The 20034-nt window shown below is 73.5% G+C and carries 17 protein-coding genes; 7 read left to right on the top strand and 10 right to left on the bottom strand.

The window, feature by feature from the left end:
• Positions 1–4: 4 nt before the first annotated feature.
• Positions 5–946, bottom strand: coding sequence for a tRNA (adenosine(37)-N6)-dimethylallyltransferase MiaA (miaA, locus tag HF526_RS00770; protein ID WP_338051199.1), 942 nt, complete (start codon positions 944–946; stop codon positions 5–7).
• The gene (locus tag HF526_RS00765) at positions 928–1722 is read right to left on the bottom strand and encodes a class III extradiol ring-cleavage dioxygenase family protein (RefSeq protein ID WP_338051198.1); all 795 of its coding nucleotides are present in this window, start codon (positions 1720–1722) and stop codon (positions 928–930) included. The genes miaA and HF526_RS00765 overlap by 19 nt, the downstream gene beginning before the upstream one ends.
• A gap of 496 nt (positions 1723–2218) precedes the next feature.
• Between HF526_RS00765 and HF526_RS00760 the strand changes: the two genes are divergently transcribed.
• Positions 2219–3547, top strand: a complete 1329-nt coding sequence (locus tag HF526_RS00760) for a DUF349 domain-containing protein (RefSeq protein WP_420821572.1) — start codon at positions 2219–2221, stop codon at positions 3545–3547.
• A gap of 43 nt (positions 3548–3590) precedes the next feature.
• On the opposite strand, the gene HF526_RS00755 is transcribed toward HF526_RS00760, so the two are convergent.
• Entirely contained in the window at positions 3591–4061 is a 471-nt protein-coding gene (locus tag HF526_RS00755; RefSeq protein WP_169379229.1) for an Rv2732c family membrane protein, read from the bottom strand.
• A complete protein-coding gene (gene miaB, locus HF526_RS00750) occupies positions 4058–5554 on the bottom strand; it encodes a tRNA (N6-isopentenyl adenosine(37)-C2)-methylthiotransferase MiaB (RefSeq protein WP_338051196.1) in 1497 nt (498 codons plus the stop codon). Before miaB ends, HF526_RS00755 begins: the two co-directional genes overlap by 4 nt.
• 53 nt (positions 5555–5607) lie before the next feature.
• Here miaB and HF526_RS00745 point away from each other — a divergent pair, with 53 nt between their 5' ends.
• Entirely contained in the window at positions 5608–6594 is a 987-nt protein-coding gene (locus HF526_RS00745; protein WP_169379227.1) for a TAXI family TRAP transporter solute-binding subunit, read from the top strand.
• Here HF526_RS00745 and HF526_RS00740 read toward each other — a convergent pair.
• Together HF526_RS00740 and HF526_RS00735 are read right to left on the bottom strand one after the other, a co-directional pair.
• Entirely contained in the window at positions 6570–8012 is a 1443-nt protein-coding gene (locus HF526_RS00740) for an ATP-binding protein (protein WP_169379226.1), read from the bottom strand. The genes HF526_RS00745 and HF526_RS00740 overlap by 25 nt on opposite strands.
• A gap of 4 nt (positions 8013–8016) precedes the next feature.
• Positions 8017–8703, bottom strand: coding sequence for a winged helix-turn-helix domain-containing protein (locus HF526_RS00735; RefSeq protein ID WP_169379225.1), 687 nt, complete (start codon positions 8701–8703; stop codon positions 8017–8019).
• 148 nt (positions 8704–8851) lie between these two features.
• Here HF526_RS00735 and HF526_RS00730 point away from each other — a divergent pair, with 148 nt between their 5' ends.
• The 4 genes from HF526_RS00730 to HF526_RS00715 all read left to right on the top strand — a co-directional run bounded on the left by HF526_RS00730 (position 8852) and on the right by HF526_RS00715 (position 12118).
• The gene (locus HF526_RS00730) at positions 8852–9580 is read left to right on the top strand and encodes an amino acid ABC transporter ATP-binding protein (protein ID WP_169379290.1); all 729 of its coding nucleotides are present in this window, start codon (positions 8852–8854) and stop codon (positions 9578–9580) included.
• A gap of 35 nt (positions 9581–9615) precedes the next feature.
• Positions 9616–10503, top strand: a complete 888-nt coding sequence (locus tag HF526_RS00725; RefSeq protein WP_169379224.1) for a glutamate ABC transporter substrate-binding protein — start codon at positions 9616–9618, stop codon at positions 10501–10503.
• A gap of 71 nt (positions 10504–10574) precedes the next feature.
• Positions 10575–11222 carry an ABC transporter permease subunit gene (locus HF526_RS00720; protein WP_169379223.1) on the top strand — a complete coding sequence of 216 codons (648 nt, stop codon included), beginning with the start codon at positions 10575–10577 and terminating at the stop codon, positions 11220–11222.
• The gene (locus tag HF526_RS00715) at positions 11219–12118 is read left to right on the top strand and encodes an amino acid ABC transporter permease (RefSeq protein WP_169379222.1); all 900 of its coding nucleotides are present in this window, start codon (positions 11219–11221) and stop codon (positions 12116–12118) included. Before HF526_RS00720 ends, HF526_RS00715 begins: the two co-directional genes overlap by 4 nt.
• Positions 12119–12332: 214 nt before the next feature.
• On the opposite strand, the gene HF526_RS00710 is transcribed toward HF526_RS00715, so the two are convergent.
• Positions 12333–15368: a bifunctional [glutamine synthetase] adenylyltransferase/[glutamine synthetase]-adenylyl-L-tyrosine phosphorylase gene (locus tag HF526_RS00710; RefSeq protein WP_169379221.1), complete on the bottom strand. Its 3036-nt coding sequence runs from the start codon at positions 15366–15368 to the stop codon at positions 12333–12335.
• Between the two features lie 36 nt (positions 15369–15404).
• A complete protein-coding gene (locus HF526_RS36715; protein ID WP_169379220.1) occupies positions 15405–16256 on the bottom strand; it encodes a GNAT family N-acetyltransferase in 852 nt (283 codons plus the stop codon).
• A 93-nt stretch (positions 16257–16349) separates the two neighbouring features.
• Here HF526_RS36715 and HF526_RS00700 point away from each other — a divergent pair, with 93 nt between their 5' ends.
• Positions 16350–16946 carry a hypothetical protein gene (locus HF526_RS00700; RefSeq protein ID WP_169379219.1) on the top strand — a complete coding sequence of 199 codons (597 nt, stop codon included), beginning with the start codon at positions 16350–16352 and terminating at the stop codon, positions 16944–16946.
• A gap of 55 nt (positions 16947–17001) precedes the next feature.
• Here the strand turns inward: HF526_RS00700 and HF526_RS00695 are convergent, their stop codons facing one another.
• Both HF526_RS00695 and HF526_RS00690 read right to left on the bottom strand, forming a co-directional pair.
• Entirely contained in the window at positions 17002–18345 is a 1344-nt protein-coding gene (locus HF526_RS00695) for a glutamine synthetase family protein (protein WP_169379218.1), read from the bottom strand.
• A gap of 77 nt (positions 18346–18422) precedes the next feature.
• On the bottom strand, positions 18423–19973 hold the full coding sequence (locus HF526_RS00690; RefSeq protein ID WP_338051194.1) for an alpha/beta hydrolase: 1551 nt from the start codon (positions 19971–19973) through the stop codon (positions 18423–18425).
• Positions 19974–20034: the final 61 nt, after the last annotated feature.

Raw genomic sequence — 20034 nt, 5'->3', positions numbered from 1 at the left:
GAGACTACGGGCGGGTGGGCACGACCTCGCGCAACACGTCCAGCGCGCGGTCGACGAGACCCGGTCGGGCGGCATCGAGCCACCGGATCCGGCGGTCCCGGCGGAACCAGGACCGCTGCCTGCGGACGAACCGCCGGGTCGCCCGGACGGTCTCCTCGGCGGCCCCGCCGAAGTCCCCGTCGCCGTCGAGCTGGGCGAGAACCTGCTGATAGCCCAGTGCCCGCGACGCGGTCCGGCCCTCCCGCAGACCGCGGCCGGCGAGCGTCCGGGTCTCCTCGACCAGGCCCGCGGCGAACATCCGCTGCACCCGGACCGCGACCCGGTCGTCGAGCTCGGCGACCGGCCGGTCCACCCCGATCATCACCGCGTCGTAGCGCGGCGCGCCGTGCGTGGGAAGCCGGGCCGGGAACGGGCGGCCGGTCAGCGCGATGACCTCCAGCGCGCGCACGATCCGCCGCCCGTTGCCCGGCAGCACGATCTCGGCGGCGGCCGGGTCGACCGCGGCCAGCCGCTGGTGCATCGCCGCCGGCCCGAGCTCGGCGAGCTCGGTCTCCAGCTCGGCGCGCAGCACGGGGTCGGTACCGGGGAACTCCAGCTCGTCGAGCACCGCCTGCACGTACAGCCCCGACCCGCCGACCAGCACCGGGGTCGTCCCGGCCGCCCGGAGGTCCTCGACGATCCGCCGGGCCGCCCGCTGATAGGCCGCGACCGACGCGGACTCGGTGACGTCCAGGACGTCGAGCAGGTGGTGCGGGATGCCCGCGCGCTCGGCGACGCCGAGCTTGGCGGTGCCGATGTCCATGTCGCGGTAGAGCTGCATCGCGTCGGCGTTGACGACCTCGCCGCCGAGCTCGGCGGCCAGGGCCAGGCCCAGGTCGGACTTGCCGGTCGCGGTGGGGCCGACGACGGCGACCAGCGGCGGCGCGGTCACGGGAGCGGGGTCCACACGGCGACGTGGTAGGCCACCCCGAAGGGCGCCGACGAGTGCAGCAGCTCGCCGCGCCACCGCGCGCCGCCGGTGCCGGTGCCGGTGCCGGTCACGGCACCCGCCAGCACCTGCCACGGCGCGCGGCCCACCGCCCACAGCTGCTCGGCGAGCACCGGGTCGAGGGCGGCGAGGGCGGTCGCGTCGGCGGCGGCGAGCGCGGCGGCGACCTCCTCGTCGAACCGGCCGGCGCGCACGTCGAGGTGCCCGGGGGCCTTCTCGGTGTGCGTCGCCGCGCCGTCGCCGACGATGAGCAGCCCGACCGGGCCGTCGGTCGCGGCGCACTCGGCGGCCAGCGTCGCGCCCAGCTCGGCGCAGTCGGAGGGCGCGGCGTCCGGCGCCACCAGCTCGCCGCGGATGCGCAGCGCGGCTCCGGTGCCGGCGGCCGCCCAGCCGGCGATGAGCAGCGGCAGCGGGAACTCGGGGTCGGGAACAGCCGTCACCGCACCGGGGGTGGTGTCCAGGGCGACCCGGACGTCGACGCCGAACCCGGCGAACGTCCCGGCGGACTCGGGCCCGACCGTCCGACGCCCGCCCGGGTCCGCACCGACCGCGATCCAGCGCGGTGCTGCGGCGGCCAGCCGGACCACGGCGGACCGGCAGGCGTCGCGCAGGCCGGTCGTCTCCGCCGCGGCACCCGTCGCCAGCTCGGGGACCAGCAACGGCGGCTGGGGCAGCACGACGACCGCGGAGAGCACGATGTCGAAGGGTAGCGACGGGAGACGCGGGACGGTCACCGGTCCGGATGATGCGAGAACGCCCGGGCGGGCGCCCGGTACCGGCCACACCTGCGCGACTCGCCGATCAGGATCGCCCACTGGCTGCGCCACCTGGACCCGGGCGGTTCCCGTCCGGTCCCCGAGCTGTTTGAATCCGTCAAGCCCTCGGTCATGGATGATCGGCAGGGGCATGTGCACGGCTCCGCCGGACGGCGGAGCGCCCACCGCGCCACGGTGGGCCGGACGAGGGAGGACCACGGTGTCGGAGGAGCAGAGGACGAGCGGGACGACGGACGGGCGAGGACCCGCATCGGACGTCGTCTGCCGACCGGAGATCCCGGGCCAGGGCGGACACCCGCACACCGGTGACGACCCGCAGGGTGCAGAGGCGGACACGGCATCGTCGGAGGCACCGTCGGCCGCAGCGGACGCTCCCACACCCGCCGGGTCCCCCACCCCGCCGGCGCCGGCCCCGCACCAGCCGGTGCCCGGCCCGCCGACGGCCCACCCGCCGGTGCCGGGCCCGCCCGCCGGCGCCGCGCCGCGCCCGGCGCCCGCCGCTCCGGTCACTCCGGCCGCGACGCCCACCGCCCCCGCTCCGGCTGCGCCGTCCCCGGTCGCCGCGGCGAGCACCGATCCCGCCCGATGGGGCCGGGTCGACGCCGAGGGCACCATCTATCTGATCACCGCCGAGGGCGAGCGGATCGTCGGTTCCTGGCAGGCCGGGGCGCCGGAGGAGGGCCTCGCGCACTTCGCCCGCCGCTTCGACGACCTGCTCACCGAGGTCGAGCTGCTGACCGCCCGGCTCGCTGTCGGCGGCGGTGATCCGAAGCATGCGCTGAGCAGCGCGAAGACGCTGCGCGACGGGCTCCCCGAGGCCGCCGTGATCGGCGACGTGGCCGGCCTGCGCGCCCGGCTCGACGGGCTGGTCGCCCAGGCCGAGCAGTCGGTCGGCGCGGCCCGCTCGGCACGCGATGCCCAGCGCGCCGCCGCGGTGGCCCGCAAGGAGGAACTCGCCGCCGAGGCCGAGCAGATGGCCGCCGAGGCCACCCAGTGGAAGCAGGCCGGCGACCGGTTGAAGGCCATCCTCGAGGAGTGGCGGACGATCCGCGGGATCGACCGCAAGACCGACGAGGCGCTGTGGAAGCGGTTCTCCAAAGCCCGCGAGGCGTTCAACCGGCGCCGCGGCTCCCACTTCGCGGATCTCGACCGGCAACGGGCCGCTGCGAAGGCCCGCAAGGAGGAGCTCGCCGCCGAGGCCGAGGCCCTCGCCGACTCCACCGACTGGGGGCCCACTGCGGCGCGCTACCGCGACCTGATGACGGAATGGAAGGCCGCCGGGCGGGCCCAGAAGGACGCCGACGACGCCCTGTGGCAGCGGTTCCGTGCCGCGCAGGACGCGTTCTTCGCCCGCCGCACGGAGACCTTCAACGAGCGCGACGCCGAGTTCGTGGCCAACGCCGAGTCCAAGAAGGCGCTGCTGGCCGAGGCCGAGAAGATCGACCTGAGCGACCCGGACAGCGCCCGCGCCGCGCTGCGCACCATCCAGGAGCGCTGGGAGGAGATCGGCAAGGTCCCGCGCGAGGACATCCGCCCGCTCGAGGCCCGGCTCCGCGCGGTCGAGGACAAGGTCCGCGAGGCCGCCGACCGGCAGTGGCGGCGCACCGACCCCGAGGCCGAGGCCCGGGTGGCCCAGTTCCGCGACCGGGTGGCCCAGTTCGAGGCGCAGGCCGAGAAGGCGCGCGCGGCCGGCGACACCCGCCGCGCCGAGGAGGCCCAGCGCCAGGCCGACCAGTGGCGGGAGTGGCTGAGGACCGCCGAGCAGGCGGTTCAGGGGCGGTAACCGGCCGGCGCGCCCGACCCCGCTCCGGGGTCGGGCGCTGCGCTCAGCGCCGCAGCGCGATCCGCACCCAGGACACCGACAGCAGGAGCACCGCCAGCACGGTCAGGATCAGCCCCGGGGCGGCACCGGACCCACCTTGGGGCACCCCGATCTGCCGGGACCAGATCGCCCACACGCCGTTGACCACCGAGATGCCGCAGCCGACGGCGCACACCCAGGCCAGCCCCCAGCGCCGGGTGGCGAGTGCGAGGGCCGAGCCGAACACGCCGATGCCCAGCGCGGTGAAGGTGAACAGCCGCGGCAGCACCCCGAAGCTCGCCTCGCCCGCGAGGATCTCCCAGCCGCGCGTGGATCCGCTCCAGGGCAGGAGCAGCGCGCCGATGACGACCAGCATCGCGATCGAGACGATCACCGCCGTCGGGCCGGGGTCGATCCGTCGCTCGACGCGGCGCGTCACGCCGCGGAGCTCCGCATCCAGTTGGGTCAGCTCCTCGGGAACCGGGGACTCGCTCATCGTGTACCTCCCGTGGCGACCGGGGTGGCGGCCGCCGAACATCCCGCGTCGGCTGTGACCGGCGCGGGTGCCCCGAAGCCCGGCAGGCCGAGGCCGGTGGGCGCACCGTCCGGACGGGTCCCCGCCTCGTACGCGTCGCCGGCCCGGGTACGCCGGTGCGCGATCAGCCCGCCGTCGGCGACGAGGTGATGCGGTGCGCCGTAGCCGACCGTCACGACCACCAGGTCGCCGGGCCGGACGGCGGCGTCCCCCGGGGCGAAGTGCACCAGTCTGCCGTCCCGGGCGCGCCCGCTCATCCGCCGGGTGGCGGTGTCCTTGCGTCCCTCACCGGTCGAGACCAGCACCTCGACCTCGCGGCCGACGAGCGCCCGGTTCTGCTCCCAGGAGATCTGTTCCTGCAGCTCGATGAGCCGGTCGTAGCGCTCCTGCACGACGGCCTTGGGCACCTGGTCGGGCAGCGCCGCGGCGGGCGTGCCGGGCCGGGGCGAGTACTGGAAGGTGAATGCCTGCGCGAAGCGGGCCTCGCGGACCACGTCGAGGGTGGCCCGGAAGTCCTCCTCGGTCTCTCCGGGGAACCCGACGATGATGTCGGTGCTGATCGCGGCGTCCGGGATGGACGCGCGAACCTCCTCGAGGATCGCCAGGAAGCGGGCCGACCGGTAGGACCGGCGCATCGCCCTCAGCACGGCGTCGGAGCCGGACTGCAGCGGCATGTGCAGCTGCGGGCAGACCACCGGCGTCTCGGCCATCGCGGCGATGACGTCGGAGGTGAAGTCGCGCGGGTGCGGCGAGGTGAACCGGAGCCGCTCGAGGCCCTCGACCTCACCGCAGGCCCGCAGCAGCTTCGCGAACGCCCCGCGGTCGCCGAACTCGGCGCCGTAGGAGTTGACGTTCTGGCCGAGCAGGGTCACCTCGAGCACCCCGTCGGCGGCCAGCGCGCAGACCTCGGCGAGGACGTCGCCCGGCCTGCGGTCCTTCTCCTTGCCGCGCAGCGACGGGACGATGCAGAACGTGCAGGTGTTGTTGCAGCCCACCGAGATCGACACCCAGCCGGCGTAGGCGGACTCGCGTCGCGCCGGCAGCGTGGAGGGGAACACCTCGAGCGACTCGAGGATCTCCACCTCGGCGGCCTGGTTGTGCCGGGCCCGCTCCAGCAGCGTGGGCAGGGCGTGCACGTTGTGGGTACCGAACACCACGTCGACCCAGGGGGCCTTCTTGATGATCGTCTCGCGGTCCTTCTGCGCGAGACAGCCGCCGACGGCGATCTGCATCCCGGGGCGCGCTGCCTTCGCCGGGCGCAGCCGGCCGAGGTTGCCGTAGAGCTTGTTGTCGGCGTTCTCCCGCACCGCACAGGTGTTGAAGACGATCACGTCGGCGGCGTCGTCGTCGGCCGCCTTCCGGTATCCGGCGGACTCCAGCAACCCGGCCATCCGCTCGGAATCGTGCACGTTCATCTGGCACCCATAGGTGCGGATGGCGTAGCTGCGGGTCACGACCCGAGGGTAGGCCACTCGACCGCGCGCAGGGCGCGCGGGAGGATGCGCGCATGGGGGCGCCGGACCGAGCGACGCTGAACAGGCGCCAGGCGTTGCGGGCGTTGGGGGTGGCGGGGCTGGCCGCCGGGCTGACGGGGCCGTTGGCCGGGTGCTCATCGCCCTTCACGGACCTGCGTCTCACCATCGCGACCGGCGGCACCCAGGGCGTTTACTACGCCCTCGGCGGCGCCCTCGCCGACGCCTGGCAGCAACACCTCGGTCTCGCCGCCCGCCCGGCGGTGCTGGCGACGGCCGGTTCGGTGCAGAACCTGACGCTGCTCTCATCGGGACAGGCCGACGTGGTGTTCAGCCAGGTCGACACCGGCGCCGACCTGCTCGAAGCGACCCCGCAGGGCGACCCGCGCTCGCCGCGGGCGCTGGCCCGGATCTACGACGACGTGGTGCACGTGGTCGTCCGCGGCAGTTCACGCTTCCAGCGACTGGCCGACCTGCGCGGCGCGCGGGTGTCGGTGGGCGCGCCCAACTCGGGGGTCACCGTCATCGCGCAGCGGCTGCTCACGGTGGCCGGGCTCGTCACCGGCCGCGATCTGCAGCCGGCCCAGCTCGGCATCAACGAGTCGGTGGCCGCGATGCAGGCGGGCACGATCGACGCGTTCTTCTGGTCCGGGGGGCTGCCGACGGCCGGGGTCAGCGAGCTCGCCGCGACGATGCCGATCCGGCTGCTCGATCTCTCCGACGTGCTCAAGCCGATGCGCGCGGAGTTCCCGGTGTACTCCTCGGGCACCGTGCCGGCGGCGAGCTACGGCATCCCGAACCCGATCAGCACGCTGCTCGTGCGGAACTTCCTGCTGGTCCGCGCAGCGATGTCCGACGACCTCGCCGATGCGCTGGTCGCCGCCCTGTTCGCCGAGCAGCCGCGGCTGGCCGCGGCCAGCGCGGCAGCCCTGACCATCGACTCGCGGGCGGCCATCGGCACCCAGCCGATACCCCTGCACCCCGGGGCGGAGCGCTTCTACCGGTCGACGAAGGCCCTGTGAGATCTGGGTGAGCGGTCAGGACCCCCGTCGGGCTCCGGCAGGGCCGGCCTGGGCAGCCGGGCGATCACCCGCAGCCCGCCGCCGGTCGGCAGCTCCAGCCGCAGCTCCCCACCGGCCAGCTCGGCGGTGCGCGCCGCGATGGCCAACCCGAGCCCGGAGCCCTCGACGTTGCTCTGGTCCGGCGCGCGCCAGAACCGGTCGGTGGCCCGCTCCAGCTCCTCAGGTGCCATCCCCGGCCCGGTGTCGCGCACCGACAGCTCGACCCATTCCGCCGTGGCCAGTGCGGCGACCGTGATCGAGCCTCCCGACGGGGTGAACTTGATCGCGTTGTCCAGCACCGCGTCCAGCAGGGTCTCGATCCCGCCGGCCGGGGCCCGTGCCTGCAGCCTGCGGGAGCCACCGCGGAGCAGCCGCAGCCCGGTGTGCTCGGCCAGCGGGCGCCAGGCATCCAGCCGGTCGTCCATCGCGGTGTCGACGTCGACGATCTCGGTCGCCGTCACCCGCTCCGCCCGGGCCAGCGCGAGCAGCCCGTCGAGGACGTCGGAGAGCCGCTCGGCCTCCTCCAGGGCGGCCACGTGGTGCTCGGCCGCGGCGCCGTCCACGTGCCCGTCCAGGTTGGACAGGCGCAGGCGCAGCGCGGTGAGCGGGTTGCGCAGCTGATGGCTGGCGTCGGCGACGAAGGCGCGCTGCGCGGAGAGCGCCTGGGTGACGGTGTCGGCCATCCGGTCGAACGACGCCGACAGCCGGCGCAGCTCGGGTGGCCCGCTGCCGTCCGACACCGGCTCGGCCACGCCCCCGGCCAGCACCGCACCGGCCACTCGCCCGGTCCCCTCGTCGAGCCGGCGTACCGGCCGCAGGATCCACCGGACCACCGGCAGCGCGAGCACGACCCCGAGCGCGAGGGCGAGCAGCGCCGCCCCCGCGACCGTGGTCCACACCCGCAGTTCCTCGGCCCGCAGCGCATCGGTCGGCGACACCGTCACCGCCGCGCCGCGCACCTCCCCGTCGACCAGAACCGGCTCGGCGAGCACCACGGGCCGGGGGTCCCAGGGCATCACCAGCGGGTAGGGCTCGGAGCGGCGGTTGGCCAGCGCGAGCCGGACCCGCTCCTGACCGTCGGCGTCGAGCACCGGCGGCGTCGGGCGCGACGCCGCGATCAACTCACCGTGGCGGCCGAGCACGGTGACCGCGACGCCGTAGACCTCGTCGTAGCGGGCCAGCTCACCGGCCAGTCCGGTCGGGCTGGCCTCGGTGATCGGCCGCTGGGCGATGGAGGCGAAGAAGATCGTGTCGGTGAGCCGGTCGGTGAACAGCTCCTGCTGCGCGCTTCGGGCATCGGCGACCGCGAGCGGCACGCCCAGCCCTGCCGCGAGCAAGCCGACCAGGAACAGCACGATGACCAGCAGCCGGGCGCGCACCGCTCTACCCGACCCCGCCCGGCGCCCCGAGCCGGTAACCCACGCCGCGCACGGTCTGCACCAGCTCCGGGCGACCGAGCTTGGTGCGCAGGGTGGCCACGTGCACGTCGAGGGTCCGGTTGGCGCCGGGCCAGCTGCGACCCCAGACCTCGGGCACGATCCGGCTGCGGGTGCAGACCGCACCGTTCGCGCCGGCCAGCAGCGCGAGCACCTGGAACTCCTTGCGGGTCAGGGTGACCTCGCGACCCGCCACGGTGACCGTGTGCCGGTCCACGTCGACGGTGAGGTCGTCGATGTGGACCACTTCGGCCGGGGAGCCGGGGCCACCGGCACCCAGCGGGCCGCGGCGCCGGTACACCGCGTGCACGCGGGCCACCAGCTCGCCGATGTCGTAGGGCTTGACCAGATAGTCGTCCGCTCCGGAGTGCAGGCCGAGGATGCGGTCGTCGACCTCGCCGCGCGCCGACACGACGATGATCGGCACCTCGCTGACCGCGCGGATCGCGCGGCACACGTCCACGCCGTCGACGTCGGGCAGCCCGAGATCCAGCAGCACGACGTCGGCGCCGGCGAGATGGTCGACCACGCCGCGGCCGCAGGCCAGCCGGGTGGTGGTCATGCCATACCGGTGCAGCGCAGGGCGCAACGCCGCCGCGATCCGGTCGTCGTCCTCGACCAGGAGGATGTGCACCGTCCACCTTCCTACAGATCACGAGCGTTATCGCAAAGAAACCCTATGGCTTGCTCAAGATGCTGGACTGTTGTGTCCGATTCGCCCTAGCGTCCCGCCATGCCCGGAGGTTCCCATGATCAGTGACGGTGGCGGCAGCGGCACGCCCATGATCCGGATGGCGGGGGTCGACAAGCACTTCGGCGACCTGCACGTGCTGCGCGGCATCAACCTGGAGGTCGATCGCGGCCAGGTCGTCGTCGTGCTCGGGCCATCCGGTTCGGGCAAGTCGACGCTGTGCCGGACGATCAACCGCCTCGAGCCGGTCGACAACGGCGTGATCGAGGTCGACGGCAGGGCGTTGCCCGCCGAGGGCAAAGATCTGGCCCGGTTGCGCGCCGACGTCGGCATGGTGTTCCAGAGCTTCAACCTGTTCGCACACAAGACGATCCTGGAGAACGTCACCCTCGCACCGATCAAGGTGCGCAGGACCGGCAAGGCCGACGCGGAGAAGCGGGCCCTGGAACTGCTCGACCGGGTCGGCATCGCGAACCAGCGCGACAAGTATCCCGCGCAGCTCTCCGGCGGCCAGCAGCAGCGCGCCGCGATCGCCCGCGCGCTCGCCATGCGCCCCAAGGTGATGCTGTTCGACGAGCCCACCTCGGCGCTGGACCCCGAGATGGTCAACGAGGTCCTCGACGTCATGACCGGGCTGGCGAGAGAGGGCATGACGATGCTCGTGGTCACCCACGAGATGGGCTTCGCCCGCCGCGCCGCGCACCGGGTGATCTTCATGTCCGACGGCGAGATCGTCGAGGACGCCACGCCGGACGCGTTCTTCTCCAACCCGAACTCGGATCGCGCCAAGGACTTCCTCGGCAAGATCCTCACCCACTGATCGCCCGAGACGGCCCACAAAGAGACGGAGAGCTCATGAAGCTGCGCACCCTGGCGGCCGGCCTGCTGGTCGGCGCCCTGGCGCTGACCGCATGCGGCAAGGAGGGCAGCCCGGGCAGCACGGACCCGGTGGCGGCCCAGCCGGTCGCCGCCGACGTGCAGGTACCGGGCTCCGCCACGTTCGACAGGATGAAGCAGCGCGGCCGGGTCGTCATCGGGGTGAAGGACGACCAGCCGGGCCTGGGCTTCAAGGACGCCACCACCGGCCAGTACTCCGGCTTCGACGTCGAGATCGCCCGGCTCGTCGCCGCGCAGCTCGGCTTCGGCGCCGACAAGATCGACTACAAGACGGTGCCCTCCGCGGCCCGGGAGACCACGATCGCCCGCGGCGAGGTCGACTACTACGTCGGCACGTACACGATCAACGACAACCGCAAGCAGCAGGTCTCGTTCGCCGGCCCGTACTTCGTCGCCGGGCAGGGCCTGCTGGTGCGCAGTGACGAGACCGCGATCACCGGCAAGGACACCCTGAAGGGCAAGAAGGTCTGCTCGGTCACCGGCTCGACGCCGATTCAGCGGGTGCGCAGCGAGGGCCTGACCGAGCCGGGGAACATCGTCGAGTTCCAGACGTACAGCCAGTGCGTCGACCAGCTGCTGAGCAAGCAGGTCGACGCCGTCACCACCGACGACGCGATCCTCAAGGGCTACGCCGCCCAGCAGCCCGACAAGCTCAAGCTCGTGGGCCAGCCCTTCTCCCAGGAGCCCTACGGGATCGGCCTGAACAAGGACGACGCCGCGCTCCGCGGCAAGATCAACGACATCCTGCAGGCGTCCTACACCGACGGCACCTGGCAGAAGATCTACGACGAGACGCTGGGCAAGTCGGGCTCGCCGGCCAGCCCGCCGGCGCTGCAGCGCTACTGAGCACGCCCGACTGACGGGGTGGGCCGCACGACGGCCCACCCCGTCGCCGCATCCGGAAGGAGCCGACAGCGGTGAACGTCCTGCTCGACAACCTCGGGCTCTACGGCGAGGCATTCCTCGGCACGATCAGGTTGTTCCTGGTCTCCGCGGTCGGCTCGCTCATCGGCGGCCTGCTGCTCGCCGGGATGCGGGTGGGCCCGGTGCCGGTGCTGCGCGCGTTCGGTACCGGCTACGTCAACATCGTCCGCAACACCCCGCTGACGCTGGTCTTCTTCTTCTTCGCCTTCGCCTACCCGCGGCTGGACATCGTCGAGCTGTCGTTCTTCGCCCGAGCCTGCACCGCGCTGATCGTCTACACCTCGGCGTTCGTCTGCGAGGTCGTCCGGTCCGGAATCAACACGGTTCCGGTGGGTCAGGCCGAGGCATCGCGCGCGCTGGGCTTCACGTTCAGCCAGACGCTGTCGAGCATCGTGCTGCCGCAGGCCGTCCGGTCCGTCGTGCCGCCGCTGAGCAGCGTGGAGATCGCGCTGCTCAAGAACACGGCGATCGCCGCGGGCTTCTCGGTCTTCGAGGCCGGCGGCATCTACCAGAACCTCTCCGAGAACGGCTACAACGTCTTCGCCGGGCTGCTCTGGGTCGCGGCGGGCTTCCTCATCCTGGTGATCCCGTTGACCCTGCTGCAACGCAGCCTCGAGCGACGCTGGAGCGTGGCCCGATGAGCGCCGTCCTGTACGACATCCCGGGCCCGAAGGCGCGGGCGCGCAACCTGACGTTCGGCGTGGTCGGCACCGTCGCGCTGGCCGGGCTGCTCGGGTACGTGCTCTATCGATTCATCGTGACCGGCCAGTTCGACGGCCGGGTCTGGGAATGGATCCTCTACAAGAACGTCCAGCTTCTCCTGGTCGACGGCCTGCTCAACACGCTGCGCGCCTTCGCCGTCGCGGCCGTGCTCGCCCTGCTGTTCGGCGCGCTCTTCGCCACCGGCCGGCTCTCCGACCACACCTGGATCAGCCGCCCGGCGACGGTGATCGTGGAGTTCTTCCGGGCGATCCCGCTGCTGATCCTGATCTTCATCCTGTACTTCGGCGTGTCCCGGGGGCTGGGGATCAACATCTCGGCCTTCTGGGCCCTCGTGCTCGGCCTGATGCTCTACAACGGCTCGGTGCTGGCCGAGGTGTTCCGGGCCGGGGTGCGGTCGCTGCCCAAGGGCCAGAGCGAAGCCGCCTACGCACTGGGGCTGCGCAAGACCCAGGTCATGACGAACGTCCTGCTGCCGCAGGCGCTGCGGGCCATGCTCCCGACGATCGTCAGCCAGCTCGTCGTCGTCCTCAAGGACACCGCGCTCGGCTTCATCATCCTGTACCCGGAACTGCTCTACCAGGCGCGCTACCTGGGCGGCCAGGGCCAGCTGGGCGGGCCGATCCTGCAGGTCGCGCTCGTCGTCGGGGTCATCTACATCGCCATGTGCCTGCTGCTGTCGGCGCTGGCCAACTACCTGGAGCGGCGTAGCAGGCGCAACCGGCGCAGGATCGACGCCGACCCGCGCCCCGAGGCCGACGCGGACAACCAGGTGCTGGTCTCCCACGCGCAGGGCGGCGGCGCGGCCGCCCGGTGATCTCGGTCCAGGGCCGGCCACCCGATCTGCGGGTCGAGCCGGCCCCGGGGCGATCAGCGCGAAGGCCTGGGCCAGCAACGGGCCGCCGACGTTCGCGAGTACGCCGTGCAGGCCCGGCTGCACCCCGTCCGGCCCGACGACGACCTCGTCGGCGCCGGCCGACACCATCCCTGCGCACCCCGGCAGGCGAGCGGGTTACCGGGCCCGCCCACACTCACCAGCCGTAGAACACCCGCTCGACGACGGCGCGGGCCCGCCGCGTCGTGCGCCGGTACTCGTCGAGGAAGACGCCGGGGTCGCCGCCGGCCGGGTAACCCAGCGCGCTGGCCACCGCGGCCAGCTCCCGGCCCGACCGCGGCAGCTGGTCGCCCGGTTTGCCCTTGACCAGCATCACCGCGTTGCGCGCCCGGGTGGCCATCGACCAGCCGGCGGCCAGTTCCGCGGCGTCCTCCGCGCTGAGCAGGCCGGCCTCGGCGGCCTCCCGCAGCCCCTCCAGCGTCGAGGTGGTGCGCAGCTCGGGAACGTCCCCGGCGTGCTGGAGCTGCAGCAGCTGCACGGTCCACTCGACGTCGGCGAGCCCGCCGTGGCCCAGCTTGGTGTGAGTGCTGCGGTCCGCGCCGCGGGGCAGCCGCTCGGCGTCCACCCGGGCCTTGATCCGGCGGATCTCGGTGACCGCGGCGGAGCTCAGGCCATCCCCGGGATAGCGGATCGGGTCGATCATCTCGACGAACCGCCGGCCCAGGTCGGCGTCGCCGGCGACCGGGCGGGCCCGCAGCAACGCTTGGGCCTCCCACACCTCGCTCCACCGGGTGTAGTACTCCCGGTACGAGCTCAGCGTGCGGACCAGCGCCCCGGAGCGGCCCTCGGGGCGCAGGTCGGAGTCCACCAGCAGCGCCGGGTCCGGGCTCGGCGCGCCCAGCTGGCGGCGGACCATCTCGGCCACCGTCGTCGCGTACTTGACGGCCTCGGTGTCGCTGGCCCCCTCGACCGGTTCGCACACGAACAGCACGTCGGCGTCGCTGCCGTAGCCGAGTTCGGCGCCGCCGAGCCGGCCCATCCCGATCACCGCGATCCGGGCGGGCACGGGCCCGCGACCGGCCAGCGCCTTCTCCGCGCTCTCCAGGGTGGCCTGCAGCACCGCGACCCAGACCGAGCTCAGCGCCTCGCACACCCGCTCGACCGGCAGCAGCCCGAGCAGGTCCGCGCACGCCACCCGCAGCAGCTCATGGCGACGCATCGACCGGGCGGTCGCCGCCGCGGCCTTCGGATCGGGCTGGCGGGCGACCGTGGTGCGCAGCGACGCGGCCACGTCGGCCGGGTCCCTGGTCAGCTCGTCGGCCTGCCCGGCGGCCGGCGAGGCGAGCAGCCGCAGCACCTCCGGGGCCCGCACCAGCAGGTCCGGAACCAGCGCGGACGTGCCCAGCAGCCGCATCAGCCGCTGGGCCACCGCCCCCTCGTCGCGCAGCAGCCGCAGGTACCAGGGCGTGTTCGCCAACGCCTCGGACACCCGCCGGTAGGCCAACAGGCCACGGTCCGGGTCCGGGCTGTTCGCGAGCTCGTCGAGCAGCACCGGCAACAGCGTCTGCTGGATCGCCGCGGCACGCGACACCCCACCGGTGAGCGCCCGCAGATGGTTCAGCGCACCCTCCGGGGACGCCCAGCCCAGCGCACCGAGCCGGGCCGCCGCCTCGGACTCCGAGAGCCGGGCGGCGTCCGCGGGGAGCCGCGACACCGCGGTCAGCAGCGGCCGGTAGAACAGCTTCTCGTGCAGCCGGCGCACCCGGCGGGCATTGCGGGCCCACTCGGTGAGCAGCACCCCGACGACGTCGCGCCGCCCGTCGGAACGCAGCCGGGCGGCCCGGGCCAGCCAGCGCAGCGCGTCGACGTCGTCCTCAGCGGGCAGCAGGTGGGTGCGGCGCATCCGCTGCAGCTGCAGCCGGTGTTCGAGCAGCCGCAGGAACCGGTAGGACGCGGCGAGGTTGGCGCCGTCCTCGCGGGCCACGTAACCGCCCTGCGACAGCGCCGCGAGCGCCTCCAGCGTGGAGGGCGAGCGCAGCGCCTCGTCGGTGCGCCCGTGCACGAGCTGCAGCAACTGCACCGCGAACTCGACATCGCGCAGCCCGCCGCGGCCGAGCTTGAGCTCGCGCTCGGCGTGATCGGGCCGGACGTGGTCCTCGACCCGGCGGCGCATCGCCTGCACGTCGGCGACGAAGTCGTCGCGGTCGGCGGCGTTCCACACCAGCGGGGCGACGGCGTCGGCGTAGGCCTGGCCCAGCTCCGGGTCCCCGGCCGCGGGGCGGGCCTTGAGCAGTGCCTGGAACTCCCAGGTCTTGGCCCACCGCTTGTAGTAGGACAGGTGACCGTCCAGGGTGCGGACCAGCGCGCCCTGCCGGCCCTCCGGCCGGAGATTGGCGTCGACCTCGAAGCACGCTTCGCCGGCGATGCGCATCATCCGGCTGGCCAGCTTCGTCGCGGTCTGATCGGCGGGCTCGGCGACGAAGATGACGTCGACGTCGCTGACGTAGTTCAGCTCGTGGCCGCCGGTCTTGCCCATCGCGATCACCGCGAGCCGGAGGTCGGCCTCCTCCCCCGCCGGGTCGACCTCGGCGACGGCGACGGCGAGCGCCGCCCGCAGCGCCGCCGACGCCAGGTCGGCCAGCTGCGCCGCGACGTCGTCGAGCTCCATCACCGGCAGCGACGGCTCCCCCACCGCGGCCAGGTCGGCGGCGGCGAGGCCGAGCAACTCGTTGCGGTAGGCGGTGCGCAGCGCCGTGACGGCCCCGGGGCCGGTGAGGGTGGCCCGCCCGCCGCCCGGGGAGCCGGCGGGTGGCGCGTCGGGGTCGGCGCCGACGGCGCGCAGCAGGTTCGCGGTGCGCCGCGCCAGGTCCGGCGGCGGATTGTCGCGCTCCGGGCCGTCGGCGAGCTGCTGCCACTGCTCGGGGTTGGCGATGAGATGGTCGCCCAGCGCCGTGGATGCGCCGAGCAGCGCGAACAGCCGTCCACGCAGGCCGATGTCGGTCCGCAGCGCGGCGTCGATGTCCTTCCAGTCCTTCGCGGCCTGGGCCAGCCGCTCGACCGAGCGCAGTGCGAGGTCCGGATCGGGGCTGCGGGCCAGCGCCCACATGATCGGCTCCGCACCCTCGGCCGGGCCGTCGCCGGACCACCAGCCGAGCTGCTCCAACGTCGCTTCGGCCCAGGCTTCGGTGAGCCCCAGGCGGGCCAGCGATGCACCCGTGCGCCGATCCGTCACAGGTCTCGATCCTGCCGCATCGGGCCCATGGGCGCGTCACCGCCGGAAGGCCACCTCGACGGCGTCGAGCACCGGGCGGAACCCGATCCGCGGGTAGATCGCGTTGCTCACCGGATTGGCCAGATCGGTGAAGAGCACGACGTGTCGCGCGCCGTCGGCGAGGGCGGCGGCGGCCGCCGCCGCGGTGACGGCCGAGCCATAACCGCGGCCGCGGTGCGCGGGAGGGGTGTAGACCGGCCCGATCCGTGAGGCCCCGGCCACGGCGGAGCCCGCGACGGCCAGACCGACCGGCTCGCCCGCCCGCTCCCACAGCACCTGCCGGTAGCCGAGGGCGAACGCCCCGGCGGTGACCTGTGCGGGGGTGCGGGCCCCGCGCCAGCCGTGGGTGGCCTCGTCCGCGAACGCCGCGCGCCACCGCGTGAGCAGCGCCCGATCGGCTGCGACAGCCTCCCGGGGCGTCCCGGCGACGGCCGCCGGCGGAGTCAGCTCACCGAGCGCGAACAGCCGCAACCGCACGTCGAGCCCGGCCCGGGCCCCCGAGCGGGCCACGTGCGCGGCGGTCAGCGCGGCGGCCTCCCCGACCGGGCCAGCCACACCGGGCAGCTCCGGATCGGCGACGGCGAGCACCGCGTCGACCGCAACCGCGCACCGCCCGGGCAGCGCGGAGACGATCAACGGCCGGCCCGCGGTGCGCAGCGCCACACCGAGCAGCCCGGCGCCGTCGTGCACGGTGACCAGCGACGCAGGCGGCTCACCGCCGCGCTCGATCCCGTCGAGCACGCCGAGCGCCACCGTGTGTCGAACCGGGTCGGCCTCGAGCAACGGCCGGGCCAGCGCGGCGAACCCCGCGATCCCGTCGGCATCGGTTTCGTGCCACCGGACCTCCACCCCACCATCCTGGGCGCCCACCGGCCGTCACAGCGACCGCTTTCCGGGCGCCGTATCCGTAATGTGGGCACCAGGTGAGAGCGAGGAGGAACGATGGCTGACTTCGCGACCGTGCTCGCGGTGGGTGGCAGCGTGGCGCTCGTGCTGCTGATCGCCGCGCTGCTGGTCGGTGTCGTCGTGGTCCGGCGGCTGGTGCGGCGGGCCCGCGGCATCGCCGGCGCGCAGGCGCACCGGATCGAAGCGGCCCGGACCTCGCTCCAGGCGCTCACCCTGCCCGTGGGGCCGCAGCGGACCGCGGCGGGCCTGCGCCGCCGCCTCGGGGTCGCGGTCACCGCCACGGACCGCCAGCTCGCCGCGGCGTCGGCGCAGCCGCTGGTCTCGGCGACACTGGCCGACCAGCACCGTGAGCTGCGCCGGCTCGCCGCGGCACTGGACGAGCACCTGCGCGGGCTGCAGCGGGACCCGGACGCTGTCCGGGTGCGGGCTGCGCTGCCCGAGGCCGAGCGCTGGACCGACCAGCTCTGCGACGTCGCGTCCGAACTGCGCGCCGCCGTGCGGGCATCGGTTCCGGCCATCACCGACGGCGACGTCCGAGCGCTCAGCGACTCGACGAGCGACGGGGTGGCCGCGCTGCGCACCGGGACGGAGTTCCTGGCAGCTCAGGTGCGTCACCACCGGACCGCCAGGTAGCCGGGCCGAGGATCACGCCAGCCGATCTCGGCCCGTCGGCGCGAGCAGACCGTGGTCAGAGCACAGGCAGGTACGTCGCCAGCTCGTACGGGGTGACCTGGCGGCGGTAGCCGTCCCACTCCTGCCGCTTGTTGCGCAGGAAGAAGTCGAAGACGTGCTCGCCGAGGATCTCGGCGACCAGCTCCGAGTGCTCCATCGCCGCGAGCGCCTCGGTGAGGTTCTGCGGCAGCGACTCGTAGCCCATCGCGCGGCGCTCGGTCTCGGTGAGCGACCAGACGTCGTCCTCGGTGGGCGGCGGCAGCTCGTAGCCCTTCTGGATACCGGTCAGCCCGGCCCCCAGGATGACCGCGAAGGCGAGGTAGGGGTTGCACGCAGTGTCGAGCGTGCGGATCTCCACCCGCCGCGTCGACGACTTGCCCGGCGAGTACATCGGCACCCGCGCCAGCGCCGAGCGGTTGGCGTGCCCCCAGCAGACCGCGGTCGGCGCCTCGCCGCCGGTGATCAGCCGCTTGTAGGAGTTGACCCACTGGTTGGTGACCGCGCTCATCTCGCGGGCGTGACGCAGCACCCCGGCGACGAACGCCTTGCCGGTCTCGGACAGCTCGTAGGGGTCGTCCGGGTCGTGGAAGGCGTTGCGGTCACCCTCGAACAGCGAGAAGTGGGTGTGCATGGCCGAGCCGGGATGGGCCGAGAACGGCTTGGGCATGAACGAGGCCCGCACGCCCTGGGTGATCGCGACCTCCTTCACCACGTACCGGAAGGTCATGATGTTGTCGGCCATGGTCAGCGCGTCGGCGTAGCGCAGGTCGATCTCCTGCTGGCCCGGCCCGCCCTCGTGGTGGCTGAACTCCACCGAGATGCCCATCGACTCGAGCGTCTCGATCGCGTTGCGCCGGAAGTGCGGCGCCACGTCGTGGGCGGCCTGGTCGAAGTAGCCGCCGGAGTCCGCCGGCACCGGCGCGGAGCCGTCGCCGGGCAGGTCGCGGAGCAGGTAGAACTCGATCTCCGGGTGCACGTAGCAGGTGAACCCGGCCTCGCCCGCCTTGCTCAGCGCACGCCGCAGCACATGCCGCGGGTCGGCCCAGGAGGGCGAGCCGTCGGGCATCGCGATGTCGCAGAACATCCGCGCCGAGTAGTGCTCGCCGCTCGAGGTCTCCCACGGCAGCACCTGGAACGTCGACGGGTCGGGGCGGGCCACCATGTCCGACTCGTAGACCCGTGCGAAGCCCTCGATCGCGGAGCCGTCGAAGCCGATGCCCTCGGCGAACGCACCCTCGAGCTCCGCGGGGGCCACCGCCACCGACTTGAGATAGCCGAGCACGTCGGTGAACCACAGCCGCACGAAGCGGATGTCGCGTTCCTCGAGCGTGCGCAGCACGAATTCCTGCTGGCGGTCCATGGTCTGAAGAGCCTAGGAAGGGCCTGTTACGGCAATGTTTCGTGCCCCCTCGACGTGTGCGAATCCGGTCACGATGGTCAGGGGGCGTCCAGCTTGCACTCGGTGCCCGCGGCGGGCTCCTTCAGGTCGGTGAGGTAGGCGGTGACGACGTCGTCCACGCACGCGTTGCCCTGCAGCGCCGCGGTGTGCTGGTTGCCCTCGACCTTCAGCAGCGACCCGCCCAGTGCCTTGGCCAGGTCGACGCCGGCCTGGTACGGCGTCGCCGGGTCGCCGGTCACCGAGATCGTCAGCGTCGGCGGCAGCCCCTGCACCTTCGGGGTGTGCGGCTGGCTGGTCGGCGGAACCGGCCAGAAAGCGCACTGGTCCAGCGCGGCGACCACGCCGTGGCCGTCGTCGCGGAACGGCGCGGCCTCGAGCGCGCGCTTGTTGAGGTCGGCGACCTGCGCCCGGTCGGTGATGCGCTGCTCGTCCATGCAGCCGATGGCGGTGAACGCCTCGAGCGTGTTCGAGTAGTGACCGTCCGCGTCGCGGTCGTAGTAGAGGTCGGCCAGACGCATCAGGATCGTCCCGTCACCGGTGGCGAGCCCGGCGATACCCCGGCTGAGGATCGGGTACGCGGCGGAGACGTAGAGCGCCTGCGAGACGCCGGTCTGGGCGTCGTTGAAGCCCAGTTCCCGACCGGGGCCTGCCGGGATCGGCTTGTCGATCAGCGGCCGGGCCAGGGCCTGGAACACCGTGGTGGCCTTGTTCGGGTCCTGCCCCAGCGGGCACGGCGTCGGCTGCTGGCTGCACCAGGTGGCGAAGGCGTTGAAGGCGCCCTGGAATCCGGCGTTCTGCGCGACGACCCGGTCCACGGTGCTCTGCGTCGGGTCGAGCGCGCCGTCGAGCACGAGCGCCCGGACGTTGCCGGGGAAGTCCTCGGCGTAGGTCGAGCCGAGCCGGGTGCCGTATGAGTAACCGAGGTAGGTCATCTTCGCGTCGCCGAGCGCGGCGCGCAGGATGTCCATGTCCTTGGCGGCATCGCGGGTGCCGACGTTGGCCAGCACGTCGACTCCGGTCTTGGCGACGCACTTGTCGACGAAGGCCTTGTTCTCCGCCTCCGTCTTCGCCACCCCGGCCGGCGACGGGTCGAAGTCGGCGCGGGCGCGCTCGACCGCCCATTCCTGATCACTGAGGCAGTCGATGGCGGGCGTGCTCGCCCCCACCCCGCGGGGGTCGAAACCGATCAGGTCGAACCGCTGGGCGAGCGGACCGGTGCCGACGCCCCCGCTGATGATGCTGGGCAGCGCGCTCATCCCGGAGGCACCGGGGCCACCCGGGTTGGTGATCAGCGAGCCGATCTTCGCCGCCGGATCGAGAGCCTTCTGCCGCAGCACGCCGAGCTCGGCCTTCTTGCCGTCCGGGTGCGCGTAGTCGAGCGGGACCTGCAGCTTCGCGCAGTCGTATTTCGGGTCGGCGAACGCCTGCCGGTCGTTCGCGGTGGTGGCGAACGGAGCGCAGGGGCCCCAGGACAGCTTCTGGTCGTAGTACTGCGCAAGCGCCGGGTCCGAGGGGGTCGCAGCGGCCGGCGTCGTCTGGGCCGGCGCGGCGGCGGTGCACGCGGCGGTGACGAGGACGGCCGCGGACACGGCTACGGCGAGAGCGGTGGCGCGGGGGCGGGCGCTCGATCGAACGCGACGGGCGAACACG

Source organism: Pseudonocardia acidicola, from assembly GCF_012911935.1.
Classification (GTDB): Bacteria; Actinomycetota; Actinomycetes; order Mycobacteriales; family Pseudonocardiaceae; genus Pseudonocardia; species Pseudonocardia acidicola.
This window is presented reverse-complemented; position numbering and strand designations above follow the sequence as displayed.

What these genes read in the sequence shown, in the direction of transcription:
- HF526_RS00700 (WP_169379219.1), top strand. Translation starts at nt 16,350, where the DNA reads ATGGCTGACTTCGCGACCGTGCTCGCGGTGGGTGGCAGCGTGGCGCTC.
- HF526_RS00745 (WP_169379227.1), top strand. Translation starts at nt 5,608, where the DNA reads ATGGGGGCGCCGGACCGAGCGACGCTGAACAGGCGCCAGGCGTTGCGG.
- HF526_RS00695 (WP_169379218.1), bottom strand. Translation starts at nt 18,345, where the DNA reads ATGGACCGCCAGCAGGAATTCGTGCTGCGCACGCTCGAGGAACGCGAC.
- HF526_RS00755 (WP_169379229.1), bottom strand. Translation starts at nt 4,061, where the DNA reads ATGAGCGAGTCCCCGGTTCCCGAGGAGCTGACCCAACTGGATGCGGAG.
- HF526_RS00725 (WP_169379224.1), top strand. Translation starts at nt 9,616, where the DNA reads ATGAAGCTGCGCACCCTGGCGGCCGGCCTGCTGGTCGGCGCCCTGGCG.
- HF526_RS00730 (WP_169379290.1), top strand. Translation starts at nt 8,852, where the DNA reads ATGATCCGGATGGCGGGGGTCGACAAGCACTTCGGCGACCTGCACGTG.
- HF526_RS00715 (WP_169379222.1), top strand. Translation starts at nt 11,219, where the DNA reads ATGAGCGCCGTCCTGTACGACATCCCGGGCCCGAAGGCGCGGGCGCGC.